This window comes from Hominenteromicrobium mulieris, assembly GCF_046197855.1.
Classification (GTDB): domain Bacteria; phylum Bacillota; class Clostridia; order Oscillospirales; family Acutalibacteraceae; genus Hominenteromicrobium; species Hominenteromicrobium mulieris.
In genome coordinates this window covers 2,990,349-3,012,052 of record NZ_CP173188.1, presented here as the reverse complement: position 1 = coordinate 3,012,052, position 21,704 = coordinate 2,990,349, and the positions used below count along the sequence as shown (strand labels likewise).

Annotated in this window: 21 protein-coding genes and 3 tRNA genes; 8 read left to right on the top strand and 16 right to left on the bottom strand. The window is 49.4% G+C overall.

Annotated features, from left to right (window positions below):
- Window positions 1-305: 305 nt before the first annotated feature.
- The 3 genes from ACI0CA_RS14895 to ACI0CA_RS14885 all read left to right on the top strand — a co-directional run bounded on the left by ACI0CA_RS14895 (window position 306) and on the right by ACI0CA_RS14885 (window position 568).
- Window positions 306-375, top strand: a tRNA-Arg gene (locus tag ACI0CA_RS14895).
- A gap of 23 nt (window positions 376-398) precedes the next feature.
- Window positions 399-466 (top strand) — tRNA-Arg (locus ACI0CA_RS14890).
- Window positions 467-491: 25 nt separating this feature from the next.
- A tRNA-Arg gene (locus ACI0CA_RS14885) sits at window positions 492-568 on the top strand.
- A 187-nt stretch (window positions 569-755) separates the two neighbouring features.
- On the opposite strand, the gene xerC is transcribed toward ACI0CA_RS14885, so the two are convergent.
- From xerC to ACI0CA_RS14865, 4 genes are all read right to left on the bottom strand, one after another.
- The gene (gene xerC, locus ACI0CA_RS14880; protein ID WP_173896332.1) at window positions 756-2,150 is read right to left on the bottom strand and encodes a site-specific integrase; all 1,395 of its coding nucleotides are present in this window, start codon (window positions 2,148-2,150) and stop codon (window positions 756-758) included.
- A 20-nt stretch (window positions 2,151-2,170) separates the two neighbouring features.
- Window positions 2,171-2,377 (bottom strand): helix-turn-helix domain-containing protein, encoded by a 207-nt coding sequence (locus ACI0CA_RS14875; protein ID WP_005541444.1) that lies wholly within the window; start codon window positions 2,375-2,377, stop codon window positions 2,171-2,173.
- A gap of 514 nt (window positions 2,378-2,891) precedes the next feature.
- Window positions 2,892-3,134, bottom strand: a complete 243-nt coding sequence (locus ACI0CA_RS14870) for a helix-turn-helix domain-containing protein (RefSeq protein WP_025654191.1) — start codon at window positions 3,132-3,134, stop codon at window positions 2,892-2,894.
- Window positions 3,127-3,675 (bottom strand): RNA polymerase sigma factor, encoded by a 549-nt coding sequence (locus ACI0CA_RS14865; protein WP_308449838.1) that lies wholly within the window; start codon window positions 3,673-3,675, stop codon window positions 3,127-3,129. Before ACI0CA_RS14865 ends, ACI0CA_RS14870 begins: the two co-directional genes overlap by 8 nt.
- Window positions 3,676-4,042: 367 nt before the next feature.
- Here ACI0CA_RS14865 and ACI0CA_RS14860 point away from each other — a divergent pair, with 367 nt between their 5' ends.
- On the top strand, window positions 4,043-4,372 hold the full coding sequence (locus tag ACI0CA_RS14860) for a helix-turn-helix domain-containing protein (RefSeq protein WP_021661500.1): 330 nt from the start codon (window positions 4,043-4,045) through the stop codon (window positions 4,370-4,372).
- Window positions 4,373-4,436: 64 nt separating this feature from the next.
- Here the strand turns inward: ACI0CA_RS14860 and ACI0CA_RS14855 are convergent, their stop codons facing one another.
- The 7 genes from ACI0CA_RS14855 to ACI0CA_RS14825 all read right to left on the bottom strand — a co-directional run bounded on the left by ACI0CA_RS14855 (window position 4,437) and on the right by ACI0CA_RS14825 (window position 12,436).
- On the bottom strand, window positions 4,437-4,805 hold the full coding sequence (locus ACI0CA_RS14855; protein ID WP_288743066.1) for a metal-dependent transcriptional regulator: 369 nt from the start codon (window positions 4,803-4,805) through the stop codon (window positions 4,437-4,439).
- A gap of 18 nt (window positions 4,806-4,823) precedes the next feature.
- The gene (locus ACI0CA_RS14850) at window positions 4,824-6,572 is read right to left on the bottom strand and encodes an ABC transporter ATP-binding protein (protein ID WP_178877570.1); all 1,749 of its coding nucleotides are present in this window, start codon (window positions 6,570-6,572) and stop codon (window positions 4,824-4,826) included.
- Window positions 6,565-8,373 carry an ABC transporter ATP-binding protein gene (locus ACI0CA_RS14845; protein WP_308449837.1) on the bottom strand — a complete coding sequence of 603 codons (1,809 nt, stop codon included), beginning with the start codon at window positions 8,371-8,373 and terminating at the stop codon, window positions 6,565-6,567. The genes ACI0CA_RS14850 and ACI0CA_RS14845 overlap by 8 nt, the downstream gene beginning before the upstream one ends.
- Before the next feature lie 122 nt (window positions 8,374-8,495).
- The gene (locus ACI0CA_RS14840; protein WP_308449836.1) at window positions 8,496-9,977 is read right to left on the bottom strand and encodes an ABC transporter ATP-binding protein; all 1,482 of its coding nucleotides are present in this window, start codon (window positions 9,975-9,977) and stop codon (window positions 8,496-8,498) included.
- Window positions 9,977-10,654: an energy-coupling factor transporter transmembrane component T family protein gene (locus ACI0CA_RS14835; RefSeq protein ID WP_446806672.1), complete on the bottom strand. Its 678-nt coding sequence runs from the start codon at window positions 10,652-10,654 to the stop codon at window positions 9,977-9,979. The genes ACI0CA_RS14840 and ACI0CA_RS14835 overlap by 1 nt, the downstream gene beginning before the upstream one ends.
- 3 nt (window positions 10,655-10,657) lie before the next feature.
- Entirely contained in the window at window positions 10,658-11,263 is a 606-nt protein-coding gene (locus ACI0CA_RS14830) for an MptD family putative ECF transporter S component (protein ID WP_005423602.1), read from the bottom strand.
- Window positions 11,264-11,380: 117 nt separating this feature from the next.
- Window positions 11,381-12,436, bottom strand: coding sequence for a helix-turn-helix domain-containing protein (locus ACI0CA_RS14825; RefSeq protein ID WP_308449835.1), 1,056 nt, complete (start codon window positions 12,434-12,436; stop codon window positions 11,381-11,383).
- A gap of 296 nt (window positions 12,437-12,732) precedes the next feature.
- Between ACI0CA_RS14825 and ACI0CA_RS14820 the strand changes: the two genes are divergently transcribed.
- The 4 genes from ACI0CA_RS14820 (at window position 12,733) to ACI0CA_RS14805 (ending at window position 15,892) form a co-directional block, all read left to right on the top strand.
- Entirely contained in the window at window positions 12,733-13,062 is a 330-nt protein-coding gene (locus ACI0CA_RS14820) for a MobC family plasmid mobilization relaxosome protein (protein ID WP_308449834.1), read from the top strand.
- On the top strand, window positions 13,023-14,366 hold the full coding sequence (locus tag ACI0CA_RS14815) for a relaxase/mobilization nuclease domain-containing protein (RefSeq protein WP_446806673.1): 1,344 nt from the start codon (window positions 13,023-13,025) through the stop codon (window positions 14,364-14,366). Before ACI0CA_RS14820 ends, ACI0CA_RS14815 begins: the two co-directional genes overlap by 40 nt.
- A gap of 71 nt (window positions 14,367-14,437) precedes the next feature.
- Window positions 14,438-14,770, top strand: coding sequence for a DUF6050 family protein (locus ACI0CA_RS14810; protein WP_308449832.1), 333 nt, complete (start codon window positions 14,438-14,440; stop codon window positions 14,768-14,770).
- Between the two features lie 243 nt (window positions 14,771-15,013).
- On the top strand, window positions 15,014-15,892 hold the full coding sequence (locus tag ACI0CA_RS14805) for a BRO-N domain-containing protein (RefSeq protein WP_176924325.1): 879 nt from the start codon (window positions 15,014-15,016) through the stop codon (window positions 15,890-15,892).
- Window positions 15,893-16,051: 159 nt separating this feature from the next.
- Here the strand turns inward: ACI0CA_RS14805 and ACI0CA_RS14800 are convergent, their stop codons facing one another.
- Genes ACI0CA_RS14800 through ACI0CA_RS14780 form a run of 5 tightly spaced genes read right to left on the bottom strand, consistent with a single transcriptional unit; the run spans window position 16,052 to window position 21,704 of the window.
- Window positions 16,052-16,249: a hypothetical protein gene (locus tag ACI0CA_RS14800; RefSeq protein ID WP_308449831.1), complete on the bottom strand. Its 198-nt coding sequence runs from the start codon at window positions 16,247-16,249 to the stop codon at window positions 16,052-16,054.
- Window positions 16,246-18,072 carry an antirestriction protein ArdA gene (locus tag ACI0CA_RS14795; RefSeq protein WP_308449830.1) on the bottom strand — a complete coding sequence of 609 codons (1,827 nt, stop codon included), beginning with the start codon at window positions 18,070-18,072 and terminating at the stop codon, window positions 16,246-16,248. Before ACI0CA_RS14795 ends, ACI0CA_RS14800 begins: the two co-directional genes overlap by 4 nt.
- Window positions 18,073-18,084: 12 nt before the next feature.
- Entirely contained in the window at window positions 18,085-18,564 is a 480-nt protein-coding gene (locus ACI0CA_RS14790) for a hypothetical protein (RefSeq protein WP_177693407.1), read from the bottom strand.
- A complete protein-coding gene (locus tag ACI0CA_RS14785) occupies window positions 18,551-20,650 on the bottom strand; it encodes a DNA topoisomerase 3 (RefSeq protein WP_446806674.1) in 2,100 nt (699 codons plus the stop codon). Before ACI0CA_RS14785 ends, ACI0CA_RS14790 begins: the two co-directional genes overlap by 14 nt.
- Window positions 20,643-21,704, bottom strand: coding sequence for a CD1107 family mobile element protein (locus ACI0CA_RS14780; RefSeq protein ID WP_412264971.1), 1,062 nt, complete (start codon window positions 21,702-21,704; stop codon window positions 20,643-20,645). Before ACI0CA_RS14780 ends, ACI0CA_RS14785 begins: the two co-directional genes overlap by 8 nt.

Here is a 21,704-nt window from a genome sequence, read left to right as displayed (position 1 = left end):
TTCCATAAGTTTTCATACATATATCAGTATAGACGAAAAAGCGAAAAGCGTCAAGGCAAAAGCCACCCAGAGCCTTACCTTTTGCGGAAAATTTGCATGGGGTTTCAAAGCTTTTTCTGTGTATATTTCAGTGCGCGAAAATCCAATATGATTGACAAATGCGCCGCCGTGCGGTACAATAACACAGTACACTTTATGACCCCAATTTAACACGTCTCAGCAACTCAGTTGGATAGAGGTCACGCTCCTAAGAGAACCTAAAAGTGTTCCCCAATAGATGGGTAATTGCCTCATAAATTAAATATGCGCTTGTACCTCAGCAGGATAGAGGGTCCGCCTCCTAAGCGGCAGATGGTTCGATTCCTTCGAGCAGTAAAAATTGCATAAATCTTAAAAATGTCTCAGTAGCTCAGCTGGATAGAGCACACGCCTCCTAAGCGGCAGATGGTTCGATTCCTTTGAGCCTTGAAAATTGCATAAAACTTATAAATGTCTCAGTAGCTCAGCTGGATAGAGCACACGCCTCCTAAGCGTGGGGTCGGAGGTTCAAATCCTCTCTGGGACGCCAGAAAGCACCGCTGCAAGCCTTTTTCGGGGTTTGCAGCGTTTTTTTTGTTCCTCCTTCTCCCGGTAATTTCACTTCCGTTATCGGGAGATTTTTATGCGCCGCATGATGTATATTTGCTAATTGGACTCGAACGCTTTTCAGAAATTTGCTAAGAAAATTCTGCGTTTTGCTAATTCGATTTTTCGGATCACTTTGCCGGGGCTTGCGCCGCTATCAGGGCTGCGAGCGCACTTGCCAGCTCCGGCGACTTCTGAAGCTGCTCCACAAGACTTTCAAGGTCCAGGGTCGCAGGCTCCGATTTTACCGGTTCTTCCGGTGGACGGACATTGCGAAGATCAGGTTTGGCATAGAAGGCTGTCTCGAATTTCTGAGCATTGACCTTTCTGTCCTCGTCCAGAATGTGAGCATAGATACTGGTTATCATGTCGATCTCGGCATGGCCTGTATCGCCCTGGGTAGCTTTCAGATCGCCGTGGTTCAGTTTCAGTTTGTAGGTGGTACTGGAATGACGGAGAGAATGAAAGACCACCTTCGGCAGCCCTGCGTCCTCACGGAGCTTTGCAAACTCTTTGAGGATGATACGATCCTCGCAGGGGCGGCCATTGGGAAGTGCCACAACCAGATCGAAGTCCTGATACTCGTCGCCCAGGAAACCTTTCAACTCGTCCTGGGACTTCTTCCATTCCCGCAGAATGTAGGCCAGCGTTTTCGGTAGCCACACCTTACGGATGCTGGAATCGGTTTTCGGCTTTTTCAGAATAATTCTTGTGCTGGTGTTCGGCATGAGCGGAGTGAAGATGTAATAGATATCCTTCTCACCCAGCGTTTCGATTGCCCGTTTGGATGCCCGTGTCAGCTCCTTGTCGATGTAGACATAGGCGTTATCCGCCGCAATATCTTCATCGGAGATATGGACGTTTTCCCAGGTCAGCCCCAGGATTTCACCCATACGCAGAGAGCAGGCAAAGGAAAGGTTCATTGCTACATAGAGTTTGCTGTCTGTGCATTTGTCCAGAGCAAGACGGATCATATCCGCCGTCCAGATATCCCGTTTCGCATACTCCGTTTTCGGGAGGATCACATTGTCAAAGGGATTTCTTGCAATGATTTCCCATCGTACCGCCTGCTTAAACGCACACCGCAGGAGCTTGATGATCTTTTCAATGGTCTTGTCGCTGACATAGGTGGTAACGGCCTTTCGGGTTTTGGTAGACACCGACTTGGTTTTCTGCAAGGTCTGGATATAACCGTCAACCGCACGGGGAGTAACCGCCTGTACCTCCATATCACCGATGATCGGATTGATATAGTTCGCAATCAGCGCCGTTTGGCTGTCATACATAGACACGCCCCATTTCTTTTCTCCGTAAAGAGATACGAAGTCATAAAGGAACTCGGTGATCGTCTGATTGCTTGGAGGGAGGAAAGTTCCCGTGTGCTGCTGATTTTCGATTTCTGCCTTGCGCTTCAAGGCCTCTTTGTGGGTATGCCAGGTTTCCCACTTCTGTTTGGTTTCTCCGTTTTCGTCCACATAGTTGTAAACAACGGAATAGTTTTTCTTTCGCTTGATTATAGATGCCATATCGTTCTTCCTTTCTTGGATCACAGGTCGAGGGAGTCAAGCCACTCGTCAAATGACCGCTTGGAAATGCGTATGGCGTTACCAATTCGCACGATTTTGAAGTGCCCTTCTTTTACAAGGATATATGCAGAAGTTCTTCCGATGCCCAGAATTTGAGCAATATCGTCAACCGTATACGTCCTTCTTTCAGGGGTTTCTTTCTTCGTGCCGTTCCATGTTTGAGACATGAGAACCCCCTTTCAGTTATGAAAAGGAACAGCACGAATATGTGTGGGTAATATAACTTCCACCATTATTTTACCGTGCTGCTCCGTGTTTGTCTGCTGCTAATTGAAAAGTTTACGATCTATCCATAAACTTTCAAAAAAGAAAAGTAGGCTTACGGACGGCTGCTGGCACAGCTCCACGGGAGTCTAACCCCGGCCCATGCTGATGGGTGCGGCGCACAATGCTTTGTGGGCGTTCAATGCGCGAGTATCTTTAACCCTGCCCGTGTGTCATCGCCTGCAAGCCGCCACGCTTGCTTTGCAACCTGGTGCTGTTCGCTCGCCCGTTACAGTGGTCCCGTCCTGCGGACTTGAAACGAGGTCATGGCGCACCGGCCGTATGGCTCGGCACAAACAGGAATGTATCCGTTTGCCTTATACTGCGGCGTTGGCCTCCCAACGGGCTTTCTTTGTCAAGGTGCTATATAGGGGCGCCGCGTGGAAAGGGGGAAAACACGCAGCGCCCGGCCCTGGGTCAGTTCAGATCAAAGCCCAGGATGGAGATAATCAGCTTCGTTTCCAGCCGCCGGCGCAAATCTTCATCTACCTGGGGACGAGGAAAACCGTCAAGGTCATAGCTTGTCCTCGTAGACAGCGCGGCGATATAGCCGGAATAGTGCCGGACTACCCGGTTCACCGCTTCGGGGTTGCCCCCGACAGCGGCGGCGATCACCGGATAAGGGATCAGCGACGCCCGCGTGCACGCAGATTTAATCATCCGCTTCACCTCCCATCAGCTCCTTCAGCAGCCGATAGGCTTTCTGCCTGCGGGTGTTGACCGTCCGGCGGGCCATGTTCATGTACTCGGCGATCTCGCGGTCTGCCATGTCCAGGAACCAGTACATCAGGAAGATGTCCCGGTTATTCTGGGGCAGGGCGTTCAGCGCCTCGGCCAGCCGGTCATCCTCAATCAGGATCACAGCGCCTCCCACGGGGAAGGCCGTGTATTCCCAGGAGTAGCGGTCATAAACCGCAAGCTGGGCCAATTTCTCCTCCGACAGTTCGCTGAACAATGCCTCACACTTCTGGCGGCGGCTGATCTCACGATAGCCATTGTACGCCTCGTATTTCAGCACCTTCTTGTAGTAGCTGTCAAAGGCGTGCTGCTTGTGCTCGTAGTGGCGGTCAGGTTTCAAGTTCTCACCTCCCTTCGTGCCGGGAGGCAGTTCTTTTCTTCCCCTTTCGCTCACTACTCGTTCAGCGATAGGCCGTTTTGGCTTCGTTGCGGGGGGATTATATGTAATTTTCTTGCCGCTCATAGATAAGCTCCTTTCGTTTCGTTCAGGCCAGTGGGTCAGAGCGAAACGGGGCGGGGAGCGGCAGCCCACGCCCAGGCGCTCAAAGAAACGGGTTTTGTGAGATACGAGCCACAGTATATAAAAAGCGAGCCATAACTCACTTTCATGAGCATGGCTCGCTGCTGCGTTATTGGAATATTTTTCGTAGTGGCATGGGCGTCCGCCGTACAAACGGTAAACCCCGCCTTATTTTGACCTCCTTTGTGTTGGCGCTCTCATCCATATCCCCCTTTACTCCGAAATATGAGTTATAATTCACTTTGCATGAGCTGTATGGTTATTTATATGAGCGGAAGCACACCCTACAATGATGTAGAGGTGATGTGTAGTGAACAATCCGCTGGATCTATTTGCATGGAAGGTGCGGTCAGAACGGAAGCGCCAGCATCTGACGCAGAAGCAGTTAGCTGAACGCCTCGGTATGAACCCCCGCACAATCATAGATTTGGAGACCTGCCAGAGTAATCCGAAATTTGAAACGGTGGTCCTTGTCGCCAAAGAACTGAATATCAGCGTGGACGCCGCCATCTTCCCGGAAATGGTAAATCAGACAGTCTCGAAAACAGTTGTGGACTTTTTTGCCGGGAAAAGCGAAGCAGAGATCGAAAAATTTATCGCGCTCTGCAAACAGGCGGAAGCCTTTCAGAAAGACGAGTAACGCGGTCGGGTTCGATGTGCCCGGCCGCGTTACTGTTTCACCCGTTTGCTATGCGGGCAGTTTATTATTCTTTTGTTTTGTAAGCATTTTTCAGATGCTCGAAGGACTCCTGGCTGATGACATGCTCCATCCGGCAGGCGTCCCGTTCCGCCGTTTCCGGGTCTGCGCCGGCCTCAATCAGCCGGTCGGTAAAGAAGCGGTGCTTTTCGTAGATCTGCTCCGCCACTTCCCGCCCCACGTCGGTTAGGTGCAGAAAATAGTCGCTGTCCATCGTCAGGAAGCCCCCGTCCCGCAGGGTCGCCACCGCATGGCACACGCTGGGCTTTGTGACCTCCAGGTGCCGGGCGACATCCACGGAGCGCACCATGCCCATCTTCTTATGGAGAACAAGTATGGCCTCCAGGTAGTCCTCCCCGGACGCATGAAGTTTCATCAGTACCTCCTTTTATGATTAAACGCTTAACTTCCAATTTGCAGAAGCTGTCTGCAAATCGACCAGCCTATGATAGAGGCCATTTTCTTTCATAAGTTCTTCGTGAGTTCCGTTTTCGGCTACAATACCATCTGACAATACAACGATGTTATCGGCAGCTTCCACCGTCCTCATTCTGTGAGCGATTATAAGAACTGTCTTGCCTTTTACCAGCCTGGATATTGCGTTTTGAATTTCAGTTTCGTTATCTACATCAAGAGAAGCAGTAGCTTCATCCAGAAGAATAACAGGAGCGTCTTTCAAAAGAGCACGTGCGATAGAAAGGCGCTGGCACTCACCGCCAGATAGTGTTGAACCATTTTCTCCGATCACCGTCTGATAGCCGTCCGACAATTTTGAAATAAATTCATCACACTGCGCTGCTTTAGCTGCGGCAATCACTTCTTCATCCGTTGCGTCCTTTTTACCGACACGAATATTTTCCATGATGGTGTTATTAAACAGCACAACATCTTGAAAAACGATAGAGAAGTTTTTCATCAACATGGTTGAATTTAGCGGAGCAATATCGGTTCCGCCCAACAGTATTCTTCCTCCGTCCAGAGGATAAAATTTGGCTGCCAGTTTTGCGACTGTACTTTTGCCGCCGCCGGACGGGCCAACCAATGCAGTGACCTGTCCCTGTTTTGCAGTAAACGAAACATCCCTCAGTACCGGTTTGCCCTTTTCGTAAGAAAACTGGACATGATCGAATGTAATATCGTACCCGTTTGTATGGATATTCTTCTCACCGGTTTCTTCCGGGTATTCCTCTATTTCTTTCAAGCGGTTCACCTGAAGCTGTACAGAAAACAGCTCTGCCATATTTGACATCGCCCCGGAAAGCGGATCGTACAGGCGGGAGGCAGCAATCAAAAACAGAATATAGGTAAACAGAGAGGTATCTCCACTTACCACAAGACTATTACCTACTACAATCACCGTTGCCAAACCGAGCCGTAAAAACATCTGGCCGGTTGTCAGCAGACTTGCCGTTGTCATTTCGGATGAAATCTGTGCTTTTTCCGCAGCATCCATCTTTGCGTCCAATTTGCGAAGATAATCTTCTTCCTGATTGCAAGCCTTTATATCCTGTACGGTTTCCAAACATTCCTGAATGCCTTCTGCAAGCTCCAGTCTTGCGTTCATGTGCTTTTTGCTGAGTTTTTCCTGCCATTTCCGTGACAGAATAACGATTGCAAATGAAATCGGAGCTACCCAAAGAAGAGCCAAACCCATTTGCCAGTTGAAAATCAGCAGGCCGATACAAACAATCCCCGTAGAGATAACTGCTCCAAAGAATTGTGGAACCGTATGAGAAAATGCGTGTTCAAAGTTTGCACAGTCGCCCATAATTGTGCTTGTCAGGTCAGCAAGATCACGCTGGTGGAAGAAGGTCAGCGGAAGGGTACGCAATTTTTCCGCAAGCCCGATACGCCGCCTTGCGCTTTCATCATACGTCCCGAGATATGTCGCGGTGTACTGGCAATAATGAAAAATAAAAACAACAGCTAAAATCACAATTCCAATCACAGTGTAAACGGCGGCACTGATCTCTGGCGCACTCGCTCCCAAAACAGGCGCAAGAAGCTGATTGAGGACGATAGCCAGAAGAATAACAGGAAACATAAGGCTGATATTGGCCAGCACCGAATAAACGATCCCTTTTAACAGGTCTTTTGCACCCTGATCGCTTAACGCATACTTCTTTTTTAACGCCTTAATCATGCTGCTCATCCTCCTTTCCGACCTTCCAGGCAATCGAGGTCTGGTAATCCTTCCACATAGAAGAATAAATACCATTTAAGGCTACCAATTCTTCATGCGTACCTCTTTCTGCAATCTGCCCCTCCTTGAACACCAGGATAAGGTCTGCGTCTTGTATCGTAGAGAGCCGGTGGGCAATCATCATAACCGTTTTGTTTTGGGTCAGCCGCTCAAAAGCGAGCTGTATCTGATGTTCATTTTCGGCATCTGCAAATGCTGTGGCTTCATCCAGTACAATAATAGGGGCGTCTTTTAAAATTGCCCTTGCAAGAGCAATCCTTTGATTTTCACCTCCTGAGAGATATGTGCCTCCTGTTCCAACGAGCGTATCAAGCCCATCCGGGAGGCGGTCAATAATATCTTTGCATTGTGCTTCATCAGCCGCTCTCAAGACTTCTTCCCTGGTAGCGTCCGGGCGGGCCGCCTTAATATTATTCATCAAGGTGTCCTTGAACAGACAGGTATTCTGAAACACGAAAGCAACTCTTTTCATCAGTTCCTGCTTCTCAATATTGCGTACATTCACGCCGCCAATCGTAACGGAACCTGACTGAACATCATAAAATCGGGGAATGAGGCTTGCCGCTGTACTTTTACCGCTGCCGGAGGCACCAACAAGCGCCACTGTTTTTCCTGTCGGAACCTCAAAGCTGATATGGTCTAAGGCCTTCTCTTTGGCCCCTGGATAGGCGAAGGAAACATCCGAAAACACAATCGAAGCATCTGCCGGGATCAGGGGATGTTCCGGCTCCTTCAAGGGCTTTTCCTGCAAAATTTCATCCACCCGGCTGACTGCACTTTTAGCCGCCATAAGCTGCTCGCTGGCAAACATGATACGGTTCATCATAGTTGCACAGACCGGAGTAAACAAACTGTAAAACAGAAAATCCAGCACAACATTTTCATAAGCCGCCTGGCCGCTGACCCCGGACAAAATAAACATGGCGACTGGAATAAGAAAAACAAATGTGCCGTTCAGTGTTACTGTAAATCCCGTAAGAGGAATACGGCATTTTAAGGCATACCCGGAAGCAAATTTTTCGTATTCTTCTATTGCAGCGTGAAAGTTTTTGAAGGAATAAATAGTTTGCTGAAATACTTTTACAACAGGAATACCGCGAATATATTCCACAGCTTCTTTATTCATTGTTTCCAGTGCAGTCATATACTTGCCCATAAACTGCGCATTATCTCCACCCATCATCTGTTTGAGAAAGATGACACTGATTCCCATAGGTATCAGGCAGCAAATTCCCAGCCGCCAGTCAAAAAGGAAAATCAAAATAATAACGGCAACCGGCATAACTGCGGCTCCGGTCAGATCGGGAAGCTGATGGGCCAGAAATCCTTCTGTAAGCCCTGCATTATCATCAATGATGTTTCTGAGCCGTCCGCTTGCATTTTGGCTGAAATACCCCAACGGCAGCGTCACGATATGATGAATTGCAGATTTTCTCATATTGGTGGCTGTACGAAACGCCGCCAGATGAGTACAGTTCAGGGCGATAAAATAAATTAAAATGCTTGCCGCTGCAAACACAACCGCCATCCACGCATAATGGGCGCTCCCCGTTGCAAGAGATATATCCCCGGCAGCAAAAGCCTGGATTAAATCGCGGATGACGAGCCAAATGCAAACAAAAGGCAGCATAGATAAAATGGTACTGATTCCGGAGAGAACACATCCCAAAACAGTCAAAACATGGAATTTCCCTGCATATCCGAACATTCTGGACAGTTCTCCATTTTTTTGCTTCTCCATAAGCAAGTCTCCTTTCGCAATAATAGACGGGTTAGCATTTTATAACCCGTCTATTATCATAAAATCATTCGGTTGTTTTTGCCACTCCATACAGAGCGTATCTATCCAATCGGACACATAATTCATTGACACATAAGGCAGGAGTATAAGCGGGACAAATTTTCCTGTAACGGAAATGTTTCTACATGACCTTCATCAACGAAATGCAGAACCCGATTGCAAGTCATAGCGGCAAATTCATAATCGTGGGTAATGATTAAAATGGTCTTTCCTTTTTGCGCCAGAGCTTTCAAATGCTCCGATATTCTCATCATATTTTTGAAATCAAGACCGCTGGTAGGCTCATCCAAAATCAAAACGGGGGTATCTATCCAATCCGATACTGCGAGAGTGAGTCGTTGTTTCTGCCCGCCGGAAAGAGTAGCGGGATGCCGTTCTTTCCATTCAAACAAGCCATATAGTTTTAGCAGATCATCGCGTTGCTCCTGGGTACTGCCTTTTCCGTTTAATAGCAGTTCTTCTTCTACGCTGTCCCCAAACAACTGGCAATCTGTATTTTGCATAACAAAGTAGGCAAAATTCTTCCGTTTGCCTTTAGATACCTTTGTCCCGTTATATATGACCTGACCCTCTTTTTCCTTTTGCATACCACAAAGAATATTCGACAAAGTAGTTTTTCCTATTCCGTTATGGCCTACAATCGCAATCAGATCACCAGCATACGCCTGAAAAGATACATCATGGAAAACCGGATGTTTGCGATAGGAAAACGCCAAATCCTTTACCTCCATCGTCATATCTTTTTCTTTTACAGGGGAAATATCTACTTCAATATGGTGCAAATCTGCCGCTCGTATTCCTATGGCTCGTCTTTTTTCTTCTGGAATAGAGCGCAGTTCTCCCGCCGTCCATTCTTCTTTTATGCTCCCGTTTTCCATATAGAGAAAACGGTCTGCAAGGTCAGTAAGATAATAAAGCCGGTGTTCAGCAACAATGATTGTGTGGCCTTCCGCTTTAAGTCCACCCATCAAATTTTTAAGCGCCTCAACGGAATACATATCCAAATTGGCCGAAGGTTCATCAAACACATAAATATCCGGATCAACAGCATTGACGGATGCCACCGCTATTTTCTGTTTTTCCCCGCTGGACATCGGATAAATTTCTTTCCCTCGCAGCATATCTCCGTTAATACGCTTGATTGCACTTGAAACCCGCCTATCCAATTCTTCATACGGAACGCCATAATTTTCACACCCAAACGAAATCTCATCCTCTGTAATACTGGCAAAAAACTGGCTCTTTGGATCTTGAAAGATTGAACCTACTTTTTTCCCGATTTCATACAGAGGATATTCCGATATGTTGCGTCCCAACAGTGTGATGCGCCCTTTCAGTGTCCCTTCGTAAAATTGTTCGCCTAACCCGTTTACCAATCGTGTTAAAGTTGTCTTTCCGCAGCCGCTCCCTCCAGTCAGAACAAGAAACTCGCCCTCTTTTACATCGAGGCTGATATGATGGATACTATCTGTTTCGGCTCCCGGATATTCAAAAGATACATCTTTAAACTGGATAACGGATCGCCTTGCTTTATCATTTACCATTATGCTACCGTCCTTTCCAGCACAAAATAGAATGCAGTTACACAAACAGCAATCACGCACATAATCCAATCTCTTTTTTGAAATTCTATTTTTCTGCGGCAGGTATGTTTCCCAGGATTGGAAATCCCCCTGCTTTCAGCAGAAGCGGCAAGTTCTTCGGCTATTCTGGATGAACGGAAAATAACAGGCGTAACAATATACTCCATTGCGTCCAGAGGGTGTTTCCATGACAACAGCTTTCGCAGTCGAAGGGAGGAAAACACATCAGAAAATTCACTGCGCACAGTAGGGAAGAAACGCAGCATGAAGGTTACGGGCAGGGCAATTCCATTAGGCGCGTGGATTTTCTTAAAAACTGCTACAACTTCTCCCGGCGGCATACCAATCACGGGCTGCGCAGCCATAACCATCATCAAAATACGCAGCACCATGAACAGGAACATTTCCGGCATAAGAATGGTAATGCCCTGTCCTCCTGAAAGCAACCTCAACACGATAAAAATACCGCAGACGATCAAATATTTTATTGTCTGCCTGCCAAAGCCCTGAATAATCAGATACACGCTCAAAACGCCAAAAAGTGTGTATATCACTATGTCGCTTGTGAGCACCGCCACAAGCGACATAGTGAGAACTATGACAAGCAATTTGGTTCGAAAATCAAATTTCATGCTCATAGTTTATTTAATCGCACCACTCTTTCTGAAGTGCTTCACAATCAGTTTGTTACTAATCATGCAGCCAAGGACGGCCAGGATAGCGGTGACAGCCAGGCTCAAAAGGACGTACTTCGGATCGGTGTAATACTGGGTCTGAACCTGAACCTGCTGCTCGCTGACGCCGGTGGCAAGAAATGCGTCTTTGAAAAACCAAATTTCTGACATACCATGTGCAGCGCGAACCAGTGCCGTGATTACCCACGAAATAGACACACGCTTAATGTCATGGTAGGCATCCTTTCCGCACATGGAAAGCTCTGCGATGATACCGCCGCCCAAAAACCACGGAATCATAAATGGCCCCATCATCAATCCGGCGATAATCGCCCACATGATATTGTAGACAAGAGCGGGGCCATGCTTGCCGACTTTCATGCACATATAAACATAGAACGGTGCGAGGATAAGTGCCGCACCAGCGGCGTTAAAAATCATGGAATAGAACAGTGAAGCGCCGGTCAGGATCGAATAGACCATAAATACAACGAACATGACCGCACAGAAGATACCGATGATTGCCGCGTCTTTGACAGTGTACTTGTTACCTGTCGATTTTTCATTTTCCATTTGGAAATCCTCCTTTGTCTTGCAGAAAGTTAGCAACGTCTAACCCGCTATTCAAAAAACAGGCCAGCTTCAAGCGGTCTTTCTGCTTTTATCTGACAAAGGATATTCTAATACAGCTCAGATTTCTTCGCCACTCCATACGGACCCGCTTCTATCCAAACGGACACTCTTTCTGAATTCCGTTGGAGAGCTGCCATACGTTTCTTTGAAGGCAGAAGTGAATTTATTCGGATTTTCATATCCGATTTTACTTGCAATCTCCGTTACTGACGACTCGGTTTCCAGCAACAATTTTTTGGCGACTTGAAGCCGATAGGTACGAAGATAAGAATAGACAGAGGTTCCATAGACGCCTCGAAAGCACTTTTTCAATGCTGTTGTAGAAATCTCGAATTTCTGGGAAAGCTGTTCAATCGTATGATGTGCTGTCAAGTCCTCCGTAATATAGGACGCTACTGCTTTAATCAATGCGACCTGATTTTGATTGAAATAATCCGTCTGTAAAACTTCTTCTGCCGTATTGAGATCACTTAAGAACAGAAGCAGTTCCAGCATTTTGACTTTCATGTATCCTGGTTTTCTTTTTTCCCGGACATGATAGAGTTCCGAAAAAATATGTTCAATAGACGGATTGGCCCGCATGATGCAGCAACGGTTTCCTTCGCAAATATATTTTTGTATGTAGTGCAAATCAATATTCAATAGCTCCATGATTTGCCGTATTTCCGGCAGCAATTCATCCAGATTGATGACGATAGAAATACCGTGATAGTGGTTCAGTGGAAAACACGAATTTGACTTTTTCTTCATCATGGAGCTGATCGACAAATCGCCTTCCGCCATATAGCAGCAACTATTTTCACCAAAGCTACACTCAAAACGTCCTATCAGACAATGGTTAATCTCTATCATGTTTTTAGCTGTGGCTTGATTTTGATTGCAATATCCCATGTGCATATCGTTATAGTAAAGCTCAATACCAGAAAAAACCTGATAGACTGTAATGCGTCCATGCCCTGTTTCATTTGACAGCCGAAAAATTTTACAGTCCTGCCGTAGTTCATCTTCTTCGAGAGAGCCGTATAACTTTGTCCCTTCAAATTCGTCTGGCAATTCAGACCGCAATAATACTTCAATCGTACCAGAGAGTGCTTGTTTTTCATAGGTCAGCACCACCAATGCCTCCTTTTGGCTCATTATAACTAATTACCATTAAGTATATGTGATAATTTCTCCTGTGTCAAATTTTGATGAACGCCCATGCTATTAAAGATTTTTAGATGAAAATAGCCAAAATCTCCGTTTCAAATTGTAGTATTAGTAGAGGGAGAATGAGGGTAGGGTTACAGTAGCAAGCACAGCAAGCGAGTACCCGCTTGCGAATTTTGAGATTTTCAGGTCCCTTACCCGAAAATTCAAAATTGCTTGTTGGGATAATCCCAAACCCTTATGAAGAACGGAGGCGGCGCATGGCAAACCGAAAGCGGAATATCCAAATGAAATTCTATGTTACGGAGGACGAAAAACGGCTCATAGACGAGAAAATGAGCCAGCTACCCACACGCAGATATGGTGCCTACCTCCGCAAGATGGCGATTGACGGATATATCATCTATACGGACACCGCAGATATCAAGGCGTTCACCAAAGAGCTTGCTGCCATTGGCCGGAACATCAATCAGATTGCCAAGCGGATCAATGCCGGAGGCCCTGCGTATCAGGCCGATATGGACGAGATACGAGAAAGGCTGGACGAGATATGGCAGTTACAAAGACACATCCTATCAAGTCAACGCTGAAAGCAGCCATTGACTATATCTGCAACCCGGAAAAGACGGACGGAAAGCTGCTTGTATCCTCCTATGGCTGCACTGCCGAAACTGCGGATATCGAATTTTCCTGGACCCGTCGCCATGCCATCGACAAGGGAACGAACCTGGGCCGCCATCCGATCCAAGCCTTTCAGCCTGGGGAAGTCACGCCGGAGCAGGCCCATGAAATCGGCATGGAGCTTGCAAAAGAAATCCTGGGCGGCAAGTATGAGTTTGTCCTTACCACCCACATAGACAAAGATCATGTTCATAACCACCTGATTTTTAATGCGGTCAGCTTTGTGGATTACAAGCACTATCATTCCAACAAGCGAAGCTATCACGATATCCGCCGCACCTCCGACCGGCTTTGCAAGGAACACGGCTTGTCCGTCATCATTCCCGGACAGGACAAGGGCAAGAGCTATATTGAACATCAGGCCACACAGAACGGCATCAGCTATAAGGCGAAGCTAAAAGCGGCCATCGACCGGCTCCTACCAGCCTGTTCCGATTTAGAAGAACTGCTTCGCCGCCTGCAGAGAGAAGGTTATGAGATTAAGCGCGGCAAGTATATCTCCGCCAAAGCACCGGATCAGGAACGGTTCACCCGTCTGAAAACCCTTGGTGTGGATTACACCGAAGAAGCCCTTGCCGCCCGGATTGCTGGACGCTCCAGACCTTCCCGCCAGCTGAAACAGCAGAACGGGAAGATCAGCCTGCTCATTGATATCCAGAATAACATTAAGGCACAGCAGAGCGCAGGCTTCACCCATTGGGCGAAGTTGAACAATCTGAAACAAGCCGCCAAGACCATGAATTTCCTGACCGAACACGGGATAAGCAGCTATGGAGAACTGGAAAGCAAGTTGGCCGCCGTGTCTGAGCGCAGGGATACCACTCATACGGAGATCAAGCGAATAGAAAGCAGAAGTGCCGAACTTACCCTTGTGATGAAGCACGCTACCACCTATCGCCAGTTGAAACCGATCTACGACCGTTACCGTAAATCCGGCGATAAGGAAAAGTTTCTGCGGGGGCATGAGAGCGAAATCATCCTTTTTGAAGCGGCCGCCAGAGAATTGAAACGGCTGGGGGCTGTGCCGCTGCCGACAACTGAAAGCATGAAAACGGAGCTTGCTAATCTCAACGCAGAAAAGGAACGGCTCCTTACGGAGTTCAAAACCGCAAGAACCGAAACACAGGAATACGATACCGTCAAGCAGAATGTGGATGCGCTGCTGGCCGTTCCAAAGGACCAGGAACAACAGCGGCGGCATGAACTGGAATAAATTTCTTTGAAAGACGCTGGGCGCAGCTCCCGGCATCCTGTATAATGGAACTGCGGAAGGAGGTTTTACCGATGACAAGAAGCGAAGCAATCAAAGCATTTTTCTTCAAAAGCGTATTGCCCGTGACCATGGCACTGATCCTGTATTGTATCTTCAAATCTGCCTGCGTGAAGAACGGAGAGCTTGACTATGTATGGCTCTGGATACTCTGTGGGCTGCCGTTTGGACTCCATCGGATGTGCCTCTGGATCGTGCCGGGCGGCGGCTCCCTGGGTGGAGGGATCGCCCTGTTTGCACTGAACTTTATTATCGGCGGTGTGATCGGTGGTTTCGTTCTGACATGGCGGCTGATCGTGGCAGTGTGGTATGTGCCGCTGACGGTGTACTGGCTGATCGTTGGATGATTTTCTTGCGTCATGGAAATATGGAAAACTGCCGCTCGTGCCGATGGAAAAGCCATTCACAGCCTGATGGAAAAAGACAAGCCTTTTCCCACAGGTCTGCAAACAGCTTTCCCACAGCCTCACAATCCTGGCAGTTTACGCACATTCCCACAACGCCTACTACGGCGAAATTTGCTTCTCTTATAGAAATAGAAACCCTTTCATGTTAAAATTAAAATACATACTCTAAGGAGGTTGAAGCGCATGGACGAAAATAATTCCATCCAGCTTTTTGAAGATAGAAAAATACGCACCGCATGGGACGAAGAACAGGAAGAATGGTATTTCTCCGTTGTGGATGTTATCGCTGTCCTGACAGATAGTTCCAATCCAACAGACTATCTCAAAAAAATGCGTAAGCGTGACGAACAGCTTGCAAGCTACCTGGGGACAAATTGTCCCCAGGTAGCAATGATGGGCGCAACAGGCAAAAAGCGTAAGGTGCTAGCGGCAACGGCTGAACAGCTTTTACGCATTATTCAGTCAATTCCGTCACCTAAAGCTGAACCGTTCAAACTCTGGCTTGCCCAGGTTGGTCGTGAACGCATTGAAGAAACGATCGACCCGGAACAGGCAATCGACCGTGCATTGGAAACCTATCAGAAAAAAGGCTATGATACAGACTGGATTCATCAGCGGCTCCTTTCCATCCGTGTCCGTAACGAGCTTACCGCTGAATGGCAGGAGCGTGGCGTGCAGCAAGGAAAAGAGTATGCCATTCTCACCGATGAGATTACGAAAGCATGGTCCGGCATGACTACTCGGCAATATAAGAAATTAAAAGGTCTGAAAAAGGAAAACCTCCGTGATAATATGAGTACGATGGAAATTGTTCTGAATATGCTTGCAGAGGCAACAACCACAGAACTGTCAAAAGCACATCAGCCGGAAGGATTTTCTGAAAGTCAGAAGATTGCCCGTCGTGGCGGCAGCTATGCCGGTCAGGTTCGACAGGATATTGAAAAGGATACCGGGCGACCAGTCATTACATCGCAGAACGCCGCACAGCTTAATGCCGTAGTCGTTGACATGATAGAAAGTGTAGCGGAAACGGAAAAACCTGATAATGACGAAAACAAATAAAAAAGCGGGAGTACAGTCAATCGGACAAACCGAAAAGCTGTACTCCCGTTTTATGTATCAGAAAGTGTTTGAAATCAAGCCTTTTTCTCCATGTTCCAGCAAGCAGACCGACACATGAAAAATCATAAAGGCTCCCTTTGAAAATACGAATACAGGGAATTATTCTGCGTTTTTCGCCCCCTTATCCTCACAGATTTTAGACCGTTTGGAACTGTAATGCGGGCAAGCGACCAGACACGCCCGGAAACTCTGCTTGCAGCCGTGAACACATTTTTTACAGATATGGTTATACTGCCGCCTGCCGTTGTCACCCAGGAAGAACGCCCATTCCAGCCGCCATTTCTTGCTTCGGCTCATAGGCAGTCATGCTCCGGCACATCACGGCCGGGCTTCTTGCCCTCCGGTGGCTTATGCTCGGCACACTCCCGTTTGGCGTCCTCTAACCGCTCACGGATGGAAGGCTTCTCCGGCTTCGTCTGCTCCGCGTGTTCCTGCGCCTTCTCCAGTTCCTCGCCGCGTCTGCCGTTGTTGATAACGCCGTCGATCATGCCGTAGTCATCCTCCAGCGTCATTTCTGCCGTGCGGAGAGGATTGTCCTTTTCCGGCTGCTCCGCTGCCACGGCAAAGGCCCGTGTGCCGTTTCCCATGATAAGATACTTTCCATCATCGGAAATATGGTGGACACCGTAACCGGCCGCCTCCATCTGCTCCCGGCTCATGGCCGTCACCTGAAAGCTGCCCCTCGGTGTCTGCACACGCTCGCCGGTCTCAAAACGGTCTGGCAGAAAAGTGAGGTCTTGCTTCTCTGCTGGGACAGGAAGAACAACGATATTGCCATTGATCTGCATAAATCGTTCTGGCGTTTTGAACTGTTCCGTGTATTTCTGAATCAGTTCAGGGGACAGGGAGGCAAAATCTTCCTCACCAAGCCCAACCACCAAAAAAGTCCCTGCTACGATATCATAAATTTCTCCATTTTCATCCCGCAGCCCACGGTTCAGATCAAGCCCGATGAGCTTTCCTTCATCATTGCAGACCAGCGCCACCGGGTCAGAATAGGGATAGGTTGCCCCAATATCACCGCCAACCTCTGCCTGCAGGGAATGAAGGTCGGGGTCGATCTCCTTCACATAGGGTTCCTTCATAGGTTCCACTACAAGCACAGTCATCTTTTCCGAGGCAACCTTCTCCGCAGCGGACAGCATTTCATCCGCATGGGACTTCTCCGGGTCCTCCAAAGCGGCCTTGACCTCCGCCGGATCAAAATCAAGAAATTCCTCATAGCCCGTGGCATCCTTGAATTTTTCGATCTCCGAAGGAAGATAGTCCTCCTGCGTCTGCCCCAGCGCCGCCAGCTTTTCATCCAGAGCGGAAATGCGCCCTGCCATCAGGTTTTCGTAAAGTTCCTCCTTGGCAGCCTGTGCCTCCGGGTGCTCCGCCGCATACTGCGGATCGTTCTGACGGAAAAACTCGTCCATGTCAAAGGCAATATCCATAGCCCATTCAGATTTTTCTTCTTCGGGAAGATCGTCCTGAAAAGTCATTACCCGGTACTCGTCGGGGATACTGCCACGCTCACCGTCGTAATACTCATGGAAACTGTCACCCGTATCACGCACATAGCCCTGATCCGTGAAGGTGCCGTTTTCCTCCAACGCAACGTCCCGACCGTAGGCCTCATAGTCGATGTAATTCTGCAAATGCTCTGGCACCTGCATAACGTCCAGTTCTTCGATGTAATAGCGGCCCAGATCGTCATAGTCATGGATATCGGGGTAAACCTCATAGCAATCCAGATTCTCGGTGAGGTTGATGATCTCCTGCAGGCTGCCGCAATGGTCGCCCATTTCCATACCGGCCTGAAACTGTGCGTATTCGCTTTCGCTCATTTCATCCAGCTTCGACGCCAGATAATTCAGCTCGTCCAGATTCTCATATTCACCCAGCTTGCTGTAAAGACCGTCCACATAGCAGTCATAGTCCGTGATGAACCATTCCTCATAGGGCTGGCCGAAGTCATCCTTCTGGCCGATCCCGATACGCTTAAATACTTCCTTCAATTCCTCGGCGGTGGTGGGAAACTTCACCCACTCGCCCACAAGCTCGCCCTCATTGTACTTCCCAAGATTGGTGATAAAGGCGGCAAAGGGATAATCCTTGTCGTGATCGTAATACGGCATATCAGCACCTCCTTACAGTTCCGGCGCAGCCTTTTCCTTGTGTGGCTGTGCCTTGTTTTTCTCCGCACATTCCTTCTTGCCCTGTTCCAGCCGTTCCCGGATGGAGGGCTTTTTCTCCGGCTCCGCAGGGCGCTCATGGTTCCACTCGTCGCCGGAGAGAGAAATATATCCGTGTTCCGTAAAATGGCCCTGTTCCTCCTGCATGGCGTACTTGCCAAAAGGAACAGGGTCGATTGCTTTCAGAAGTTCCGGGGGTAACGGCGTATCCATGTGCTGTGCCAGATACCGCCAGCCCAGATCGTTCAGGTCGTGGATGTTTGGCTCAAATACGAAATAGTCGATGTTGTCAGCAAACTCCTTGAACTGTTCCGGTGCTGTCAGCTTGAAGGGCGAGACCTGCACCGCCGCCAACAGTTCCCGATCCTCCGGGGAGAGGGCAGCCACCGCCGCCCTCACTTCGGGTAAATGTTCCAAAGTCTTATTTTCTGCCATCAGCACCAACCTTTCTTTTCGGAAATTCCAGCTTAAAATTGATGTACTTGCCGCCCGTGTCATCCAGAATCACCGCAGCGTCATAAGCAGCCTGTTTCTTTTCAGACCACATTTCCTTGACATTGGTACGTCCCTTTTTTAAAAGGTCCGCTGCCATCTTCTTTGTCAGTTCCTTCTTGCGGCTCGTCCAGAAGCGGTCGTTTTTCCAGAGGACGAAACCGCAGGACCGATCCGAACACGCAAAGTTCTTCTTGCCCTCATAGACCGGCTGGCCGCAGCGGGGGCAGGTGCCGATCACTTCCTTCTCCGGGGCAAACAGCTTTTTGCCATCCTCGGAAATGCAGGAATAGGTGGACACGATCTCCTGGACCATCGTGCGGATACCGTCCATGAAGGTATCCGGGTCAGCGCCGCCCTTTGCGATCTCCGTCAATTTTTGTTCCCATTCCGCCGTCAGCATGGGAGAGGTCAGCGGCTCCGGCAGGACCGTGACAAGGTTGATACCGGCTTTTGTGGGGATCAGGCTCTTGCCCTTGCGTTCCACAAATCCGGCTGCCACCAGCTTTTCGATGATTGCCGCCCTGGTTGCAGGCGTGCCAAGTCCCTTTCGCTCCGCCTCGTCGGGGATATCGTCCTTACCCGCATTTTCCATAGCGGACAGGAGGGTATCTTCGGTGTAGGGCTTCGGCGGCTGGGTGAAATGCTCGGTAACGGAAACCTTCGCGCCGTCAAAAGTCTGCCCTTCGGTGAAGTCCGGGAGCGTGCCGCCGTCCCCATCCGCAGGCTTTTCTTTCAGAAAGGCACGGAAAATGCGGTCGATCTCTCGCCAGCCTTCGGCAAGGATGCGCTTGCCCTTTGCGGTGAAGGAATGGCCGCCGCAGTCAAAGGTGGCGGTGACTGCCTCATACTCATACGGACTTGCCGACGCACACAGCAGCTTGCAGCAGACCAACAGAAACAAGTTGCGCTCGCCCAGAGGCAAAGCCTTGATATCCGATTTTTCAATCTCCATGGTCGGGATAATGGCGTGATGGTCAGATACCTCCTTGTCGGAGATCATGGCCTCCACCAGCGGGAAGAAGTTTGTGCAACCATCAAAGGGCGGCAGCTTTGCCGCCAGGTGGATCACACAGGATGCCGTTTCCGCCATGTCGGAAGTCAGATACCGGCTGTCCGTGCGGGGATAGGTCAGCAGCTTCTTTTCGTAGAGGCTCTGTGCGTAGTCGAGAGTCTGCTTCGCCGTGTATCCGAACAGGCGGTTCGCCTCACGCTGCAAGGTGGTAAGGTCATAGAGTTTCGGCGGTTGCTCTTTCTTCTGCTCACGGGTAACAGAGGTACAGGTGACGGTCGCACCCTTGCACATGACCGCTGCCTGTTCCGCCGCTGCCGAATCGGTGAATTTCTCCGACACCGCCTCGGCTCCATCCAGCGTCAGGCGCAGCAGATGATATTTTTCCTTGTGAAACAGCGTGATCTTTGCGTCACGCTCCGCCAGCATTGCCAGCGTGGGTGCTTGCACACGGCCCACATTCAAGGTGCGGTGATAGAGAACGGAGAAAAGGCGCGTGGCATTGATCCCCACCAGCCAATCCGCTTTCTGGCGGCAGAGGGCTGATTGATACAGGGCTTCATAATCGGCACCGGGACGCAGATCAGAAAAGCCCTCCCGGATAGCGCTGTCCTCCATCGAGGAAATCCAGAGCCGAAGAACCGGCTTGCGGCAGCCGGCCATTTCATACACCAGACGGAAGATCAGCTCCCCTTCCCGCCCGGCGTCACAGGCATTGACGATAGTATCCACGTCGGGTCGGTCCATCAGGGCGCGTAGATTTTCAAATGCGTCCTCCTTGCCCGGTGCCAGCACATAGCGGAACGGCTCCGGCAGAATGGGAAGATCATCATAACGCCATTTCTTGAAACGCTCGTCATAGCCGCCCGCATCCATTGGGGATACCAGGTGCCCCACGCACCAGGATACGAGAAGGCCACTGCCCTCATAAAAGCCATCGGCCCTGGATGAAGCACCCAAGGCCGACGCGATAGATTTTGCCACACTCGGTTTTTCCGCAATAATCAGTTTACTCATTCTTTTCCTCCGTTTCCTCGTCCTCGGTCAGGTATTCTTCTTCATCCTCCAGGTCGAAATCATCCAGAACAGCGGGAACCTTCTTTCCCTGCTTCGGTTTCAGTACCAGGAAATAGACCGCCGCACCACCTCCGGCTGCAAGGATCAGCAGCACCGCCAGGATTGCCCCGGCATTGCCTTTCTTTTCAGGCTCCGGATTGTCTGGCTCGGCGGGCTCCACAGCTTTCTGCTCTGTGCCAATACATTCACTAAGGTTTTTTACGCAGACCGGGCAAGCGGTATTGACTGCTCCGGCCTGGCACTTCTCCGTACAGGTGCAGACAATAGGTGTTTCCGCCTTTTCTCCGTCCTCCGTGAGCGCCAGGAGGTCGGCTTCATCCACCTGGTTCAGAAAATGCACGGTTTCCTCGCCCTCGTCGTCACGGTCGATAATGAGATAGAACACATTGCCGTTCTTCGTTTCCGCTGTAATAAACTGCTTGCCGCTGGCGGTCGGGCTGCCAATATCGTCAATCAGTGACAGGTTCCCATCCGGCGTTAGGGCGGCACCACCATTCAGACCGCCGCCCAGCATCCCCAGCAGATTTTCCAGTGTTTCCGCATCCAGAGAGAAAGAACCTTCCCCGGAGCCAGCCTCGCCGTCACTTACCGTCATGTATCCGGAATAGACATAGCCGACTTTCTCCGGCAGGATGACCTTCAGCCAGTCGCCGTCCGTGCCAATCACCTTCACGGTCGTTCCATTGGGAAGCTGGGTGAAGGCGGTGTAGTCCATTCCCGCGCCCGTGCGGACATTCAAATTGCCGCCACCCGTGGTGACAGTACCGATCTGCCCGGAGTCATTTTCACTGGAACTGAACTGGATACCATCCTCGGTGACGAATACCGTAACTTGGCTGCCCGCCAAAGCGGAAAGCAGATCAGAAACATCCCCGGCCGTTTCCTGTTCAGCCACGGGCTCCGTGGTTTCCTCGCCGCCGCTGGCAAAGGCAGTGACAGAAAAAGCGGCAGTGCTGAGCACCACCGCCAAAAGAGCCGATACCATTTTTGTCAT

Coding starts and splice junctions, on each gene's coding strand:
- ACI0CA_RS14865 (WP_308449838.1), bottom strand. CDS start 3,675: ATGAGCGGCAAGAAAATTACATATAATCCCCCCGCAACGAAGCCAAAA.
- ACI0CA_RS14820 (WP_308449834.1), top strand. CDS start 12,733: ATGGCAAACCGAAAGCGGAATATCCAAATGAAATTCTATGTTACGGAG.
- ACI0CA_RS14830 (WP_005423602.1), bottom strand. CDS start 11,263: ATGGAAAATGAAAAATCGACAGGTAACAAGTACACTGTCAAAGACGCG.
- ACI0CA_RS14805 (WP_176924325.1), top strand. CDS start 15,014: ATGGACGAAAATAATTCCATCCAGCTTTTTGAAGATAGAAAAATACGC.
- ACI0CA_RS14785 (WP_446806674.1), bottom strand. CDS start 20,650: ATGAGTAAACTGATTATTGCGGAAAAACCGAGTGTGGCAAAATCTATC.
- ACI0CA_RS14875 (WP_005541444.1), bottom strand. CDS start 2,377: ATGTCTCAAACATGGAACGGCACGAAGAAAGAAACCCCTGAAAGAAGG.
- ACI0CA_RS14810 (WP_308449832.1), top strand. CDS start 14,438: ATGACAAGAAGCGAAGCAATCAAAGCATTTTTCTTCAAAAGCGTATTG.
- ACI0CA_RS14850 (WP_178877570.1), bottom strand. CDS start 6,572: ATGATTAAGGCGTTAAAAAAGAAGTATGCGTTAAGCGATCAGGGTGCA.
- ACI0CA_RS14795 (WP_308449830.1), bottom strand. CDS start 18,072: ATGCCGTATTACGATCACGACAAGGATTATCCCTTTGCCGCCTTTATC.
- ACI0CA_RS14870 (WP_025654191.1), bottom strand. CDS start 3,134: ATGATTAAATCTGCGTGCACGCGGGCGTCGCTGATCCCTTATCCGGTG.
- ACI0CA_RS14790 (WP_177693407.1), bottom strand. CDS start 18,564: ATGGCAGAAAATAAGACTTTGGAACATTTACCCGAAGTGAGGGCGGCG.
- ACI0CA_RS14845 (WP_308449837.1), bottom strand. CDS start 8,373: ATGGAGAAGCAAAAAAATGGAGAACTGTCCAGAATGTTCGGATATGCA.
- ACI0CA_RS14780 (WP_412264971.1), bottom strand. CDS start 21,704: ATGACAAAAATGGTATCGGCTCTTTTGGCGGTGGTGCTCAGCACTGCC.
- ACI0CA_RS14815 (WP_446806673.1), top strand. CDS start 13,023: ATGGCAGTTACAAAGACACATCCTATCAAGTCAACGCTGAAAGCAGCC.
- xerC (WP_173896332.1), bottom strand. CDS start 2,150: ATGGCATCTATAATCAAGCGAAAGAAAAACTATTCCGTTGTTTACAAC.
- ACI0CA_RS14855 (WP_288743066.1), bottom strand. CDS start 4,805: ATGAAACTTCATGCGTCCGGGGAGGACTACCTGGAGGCCATACTTGTT.
- ACI0CA_RS14835 (WP_446806672.1), bottom strand. CDS start 10,654: ATGAGCATGAAATTTGATTTTCGAACCAAATTGCTTGTCATAGTTCTC.
- ACI0CA_RS14840 (WP_308449836.1), bottom strand. CDS start 9,977: ATGGTAAATGATAAAGCAAGGCGATCCGTTATCCAGTTTAAAGATGTA.
- ACI0CA_RS14800 (WP_308449831.1), bottom strand. CDS start 16,249: ATGAGCCGAAGCAAGAAATGGCGGCTGGAATGGGCGTTCTTCCTGGGT.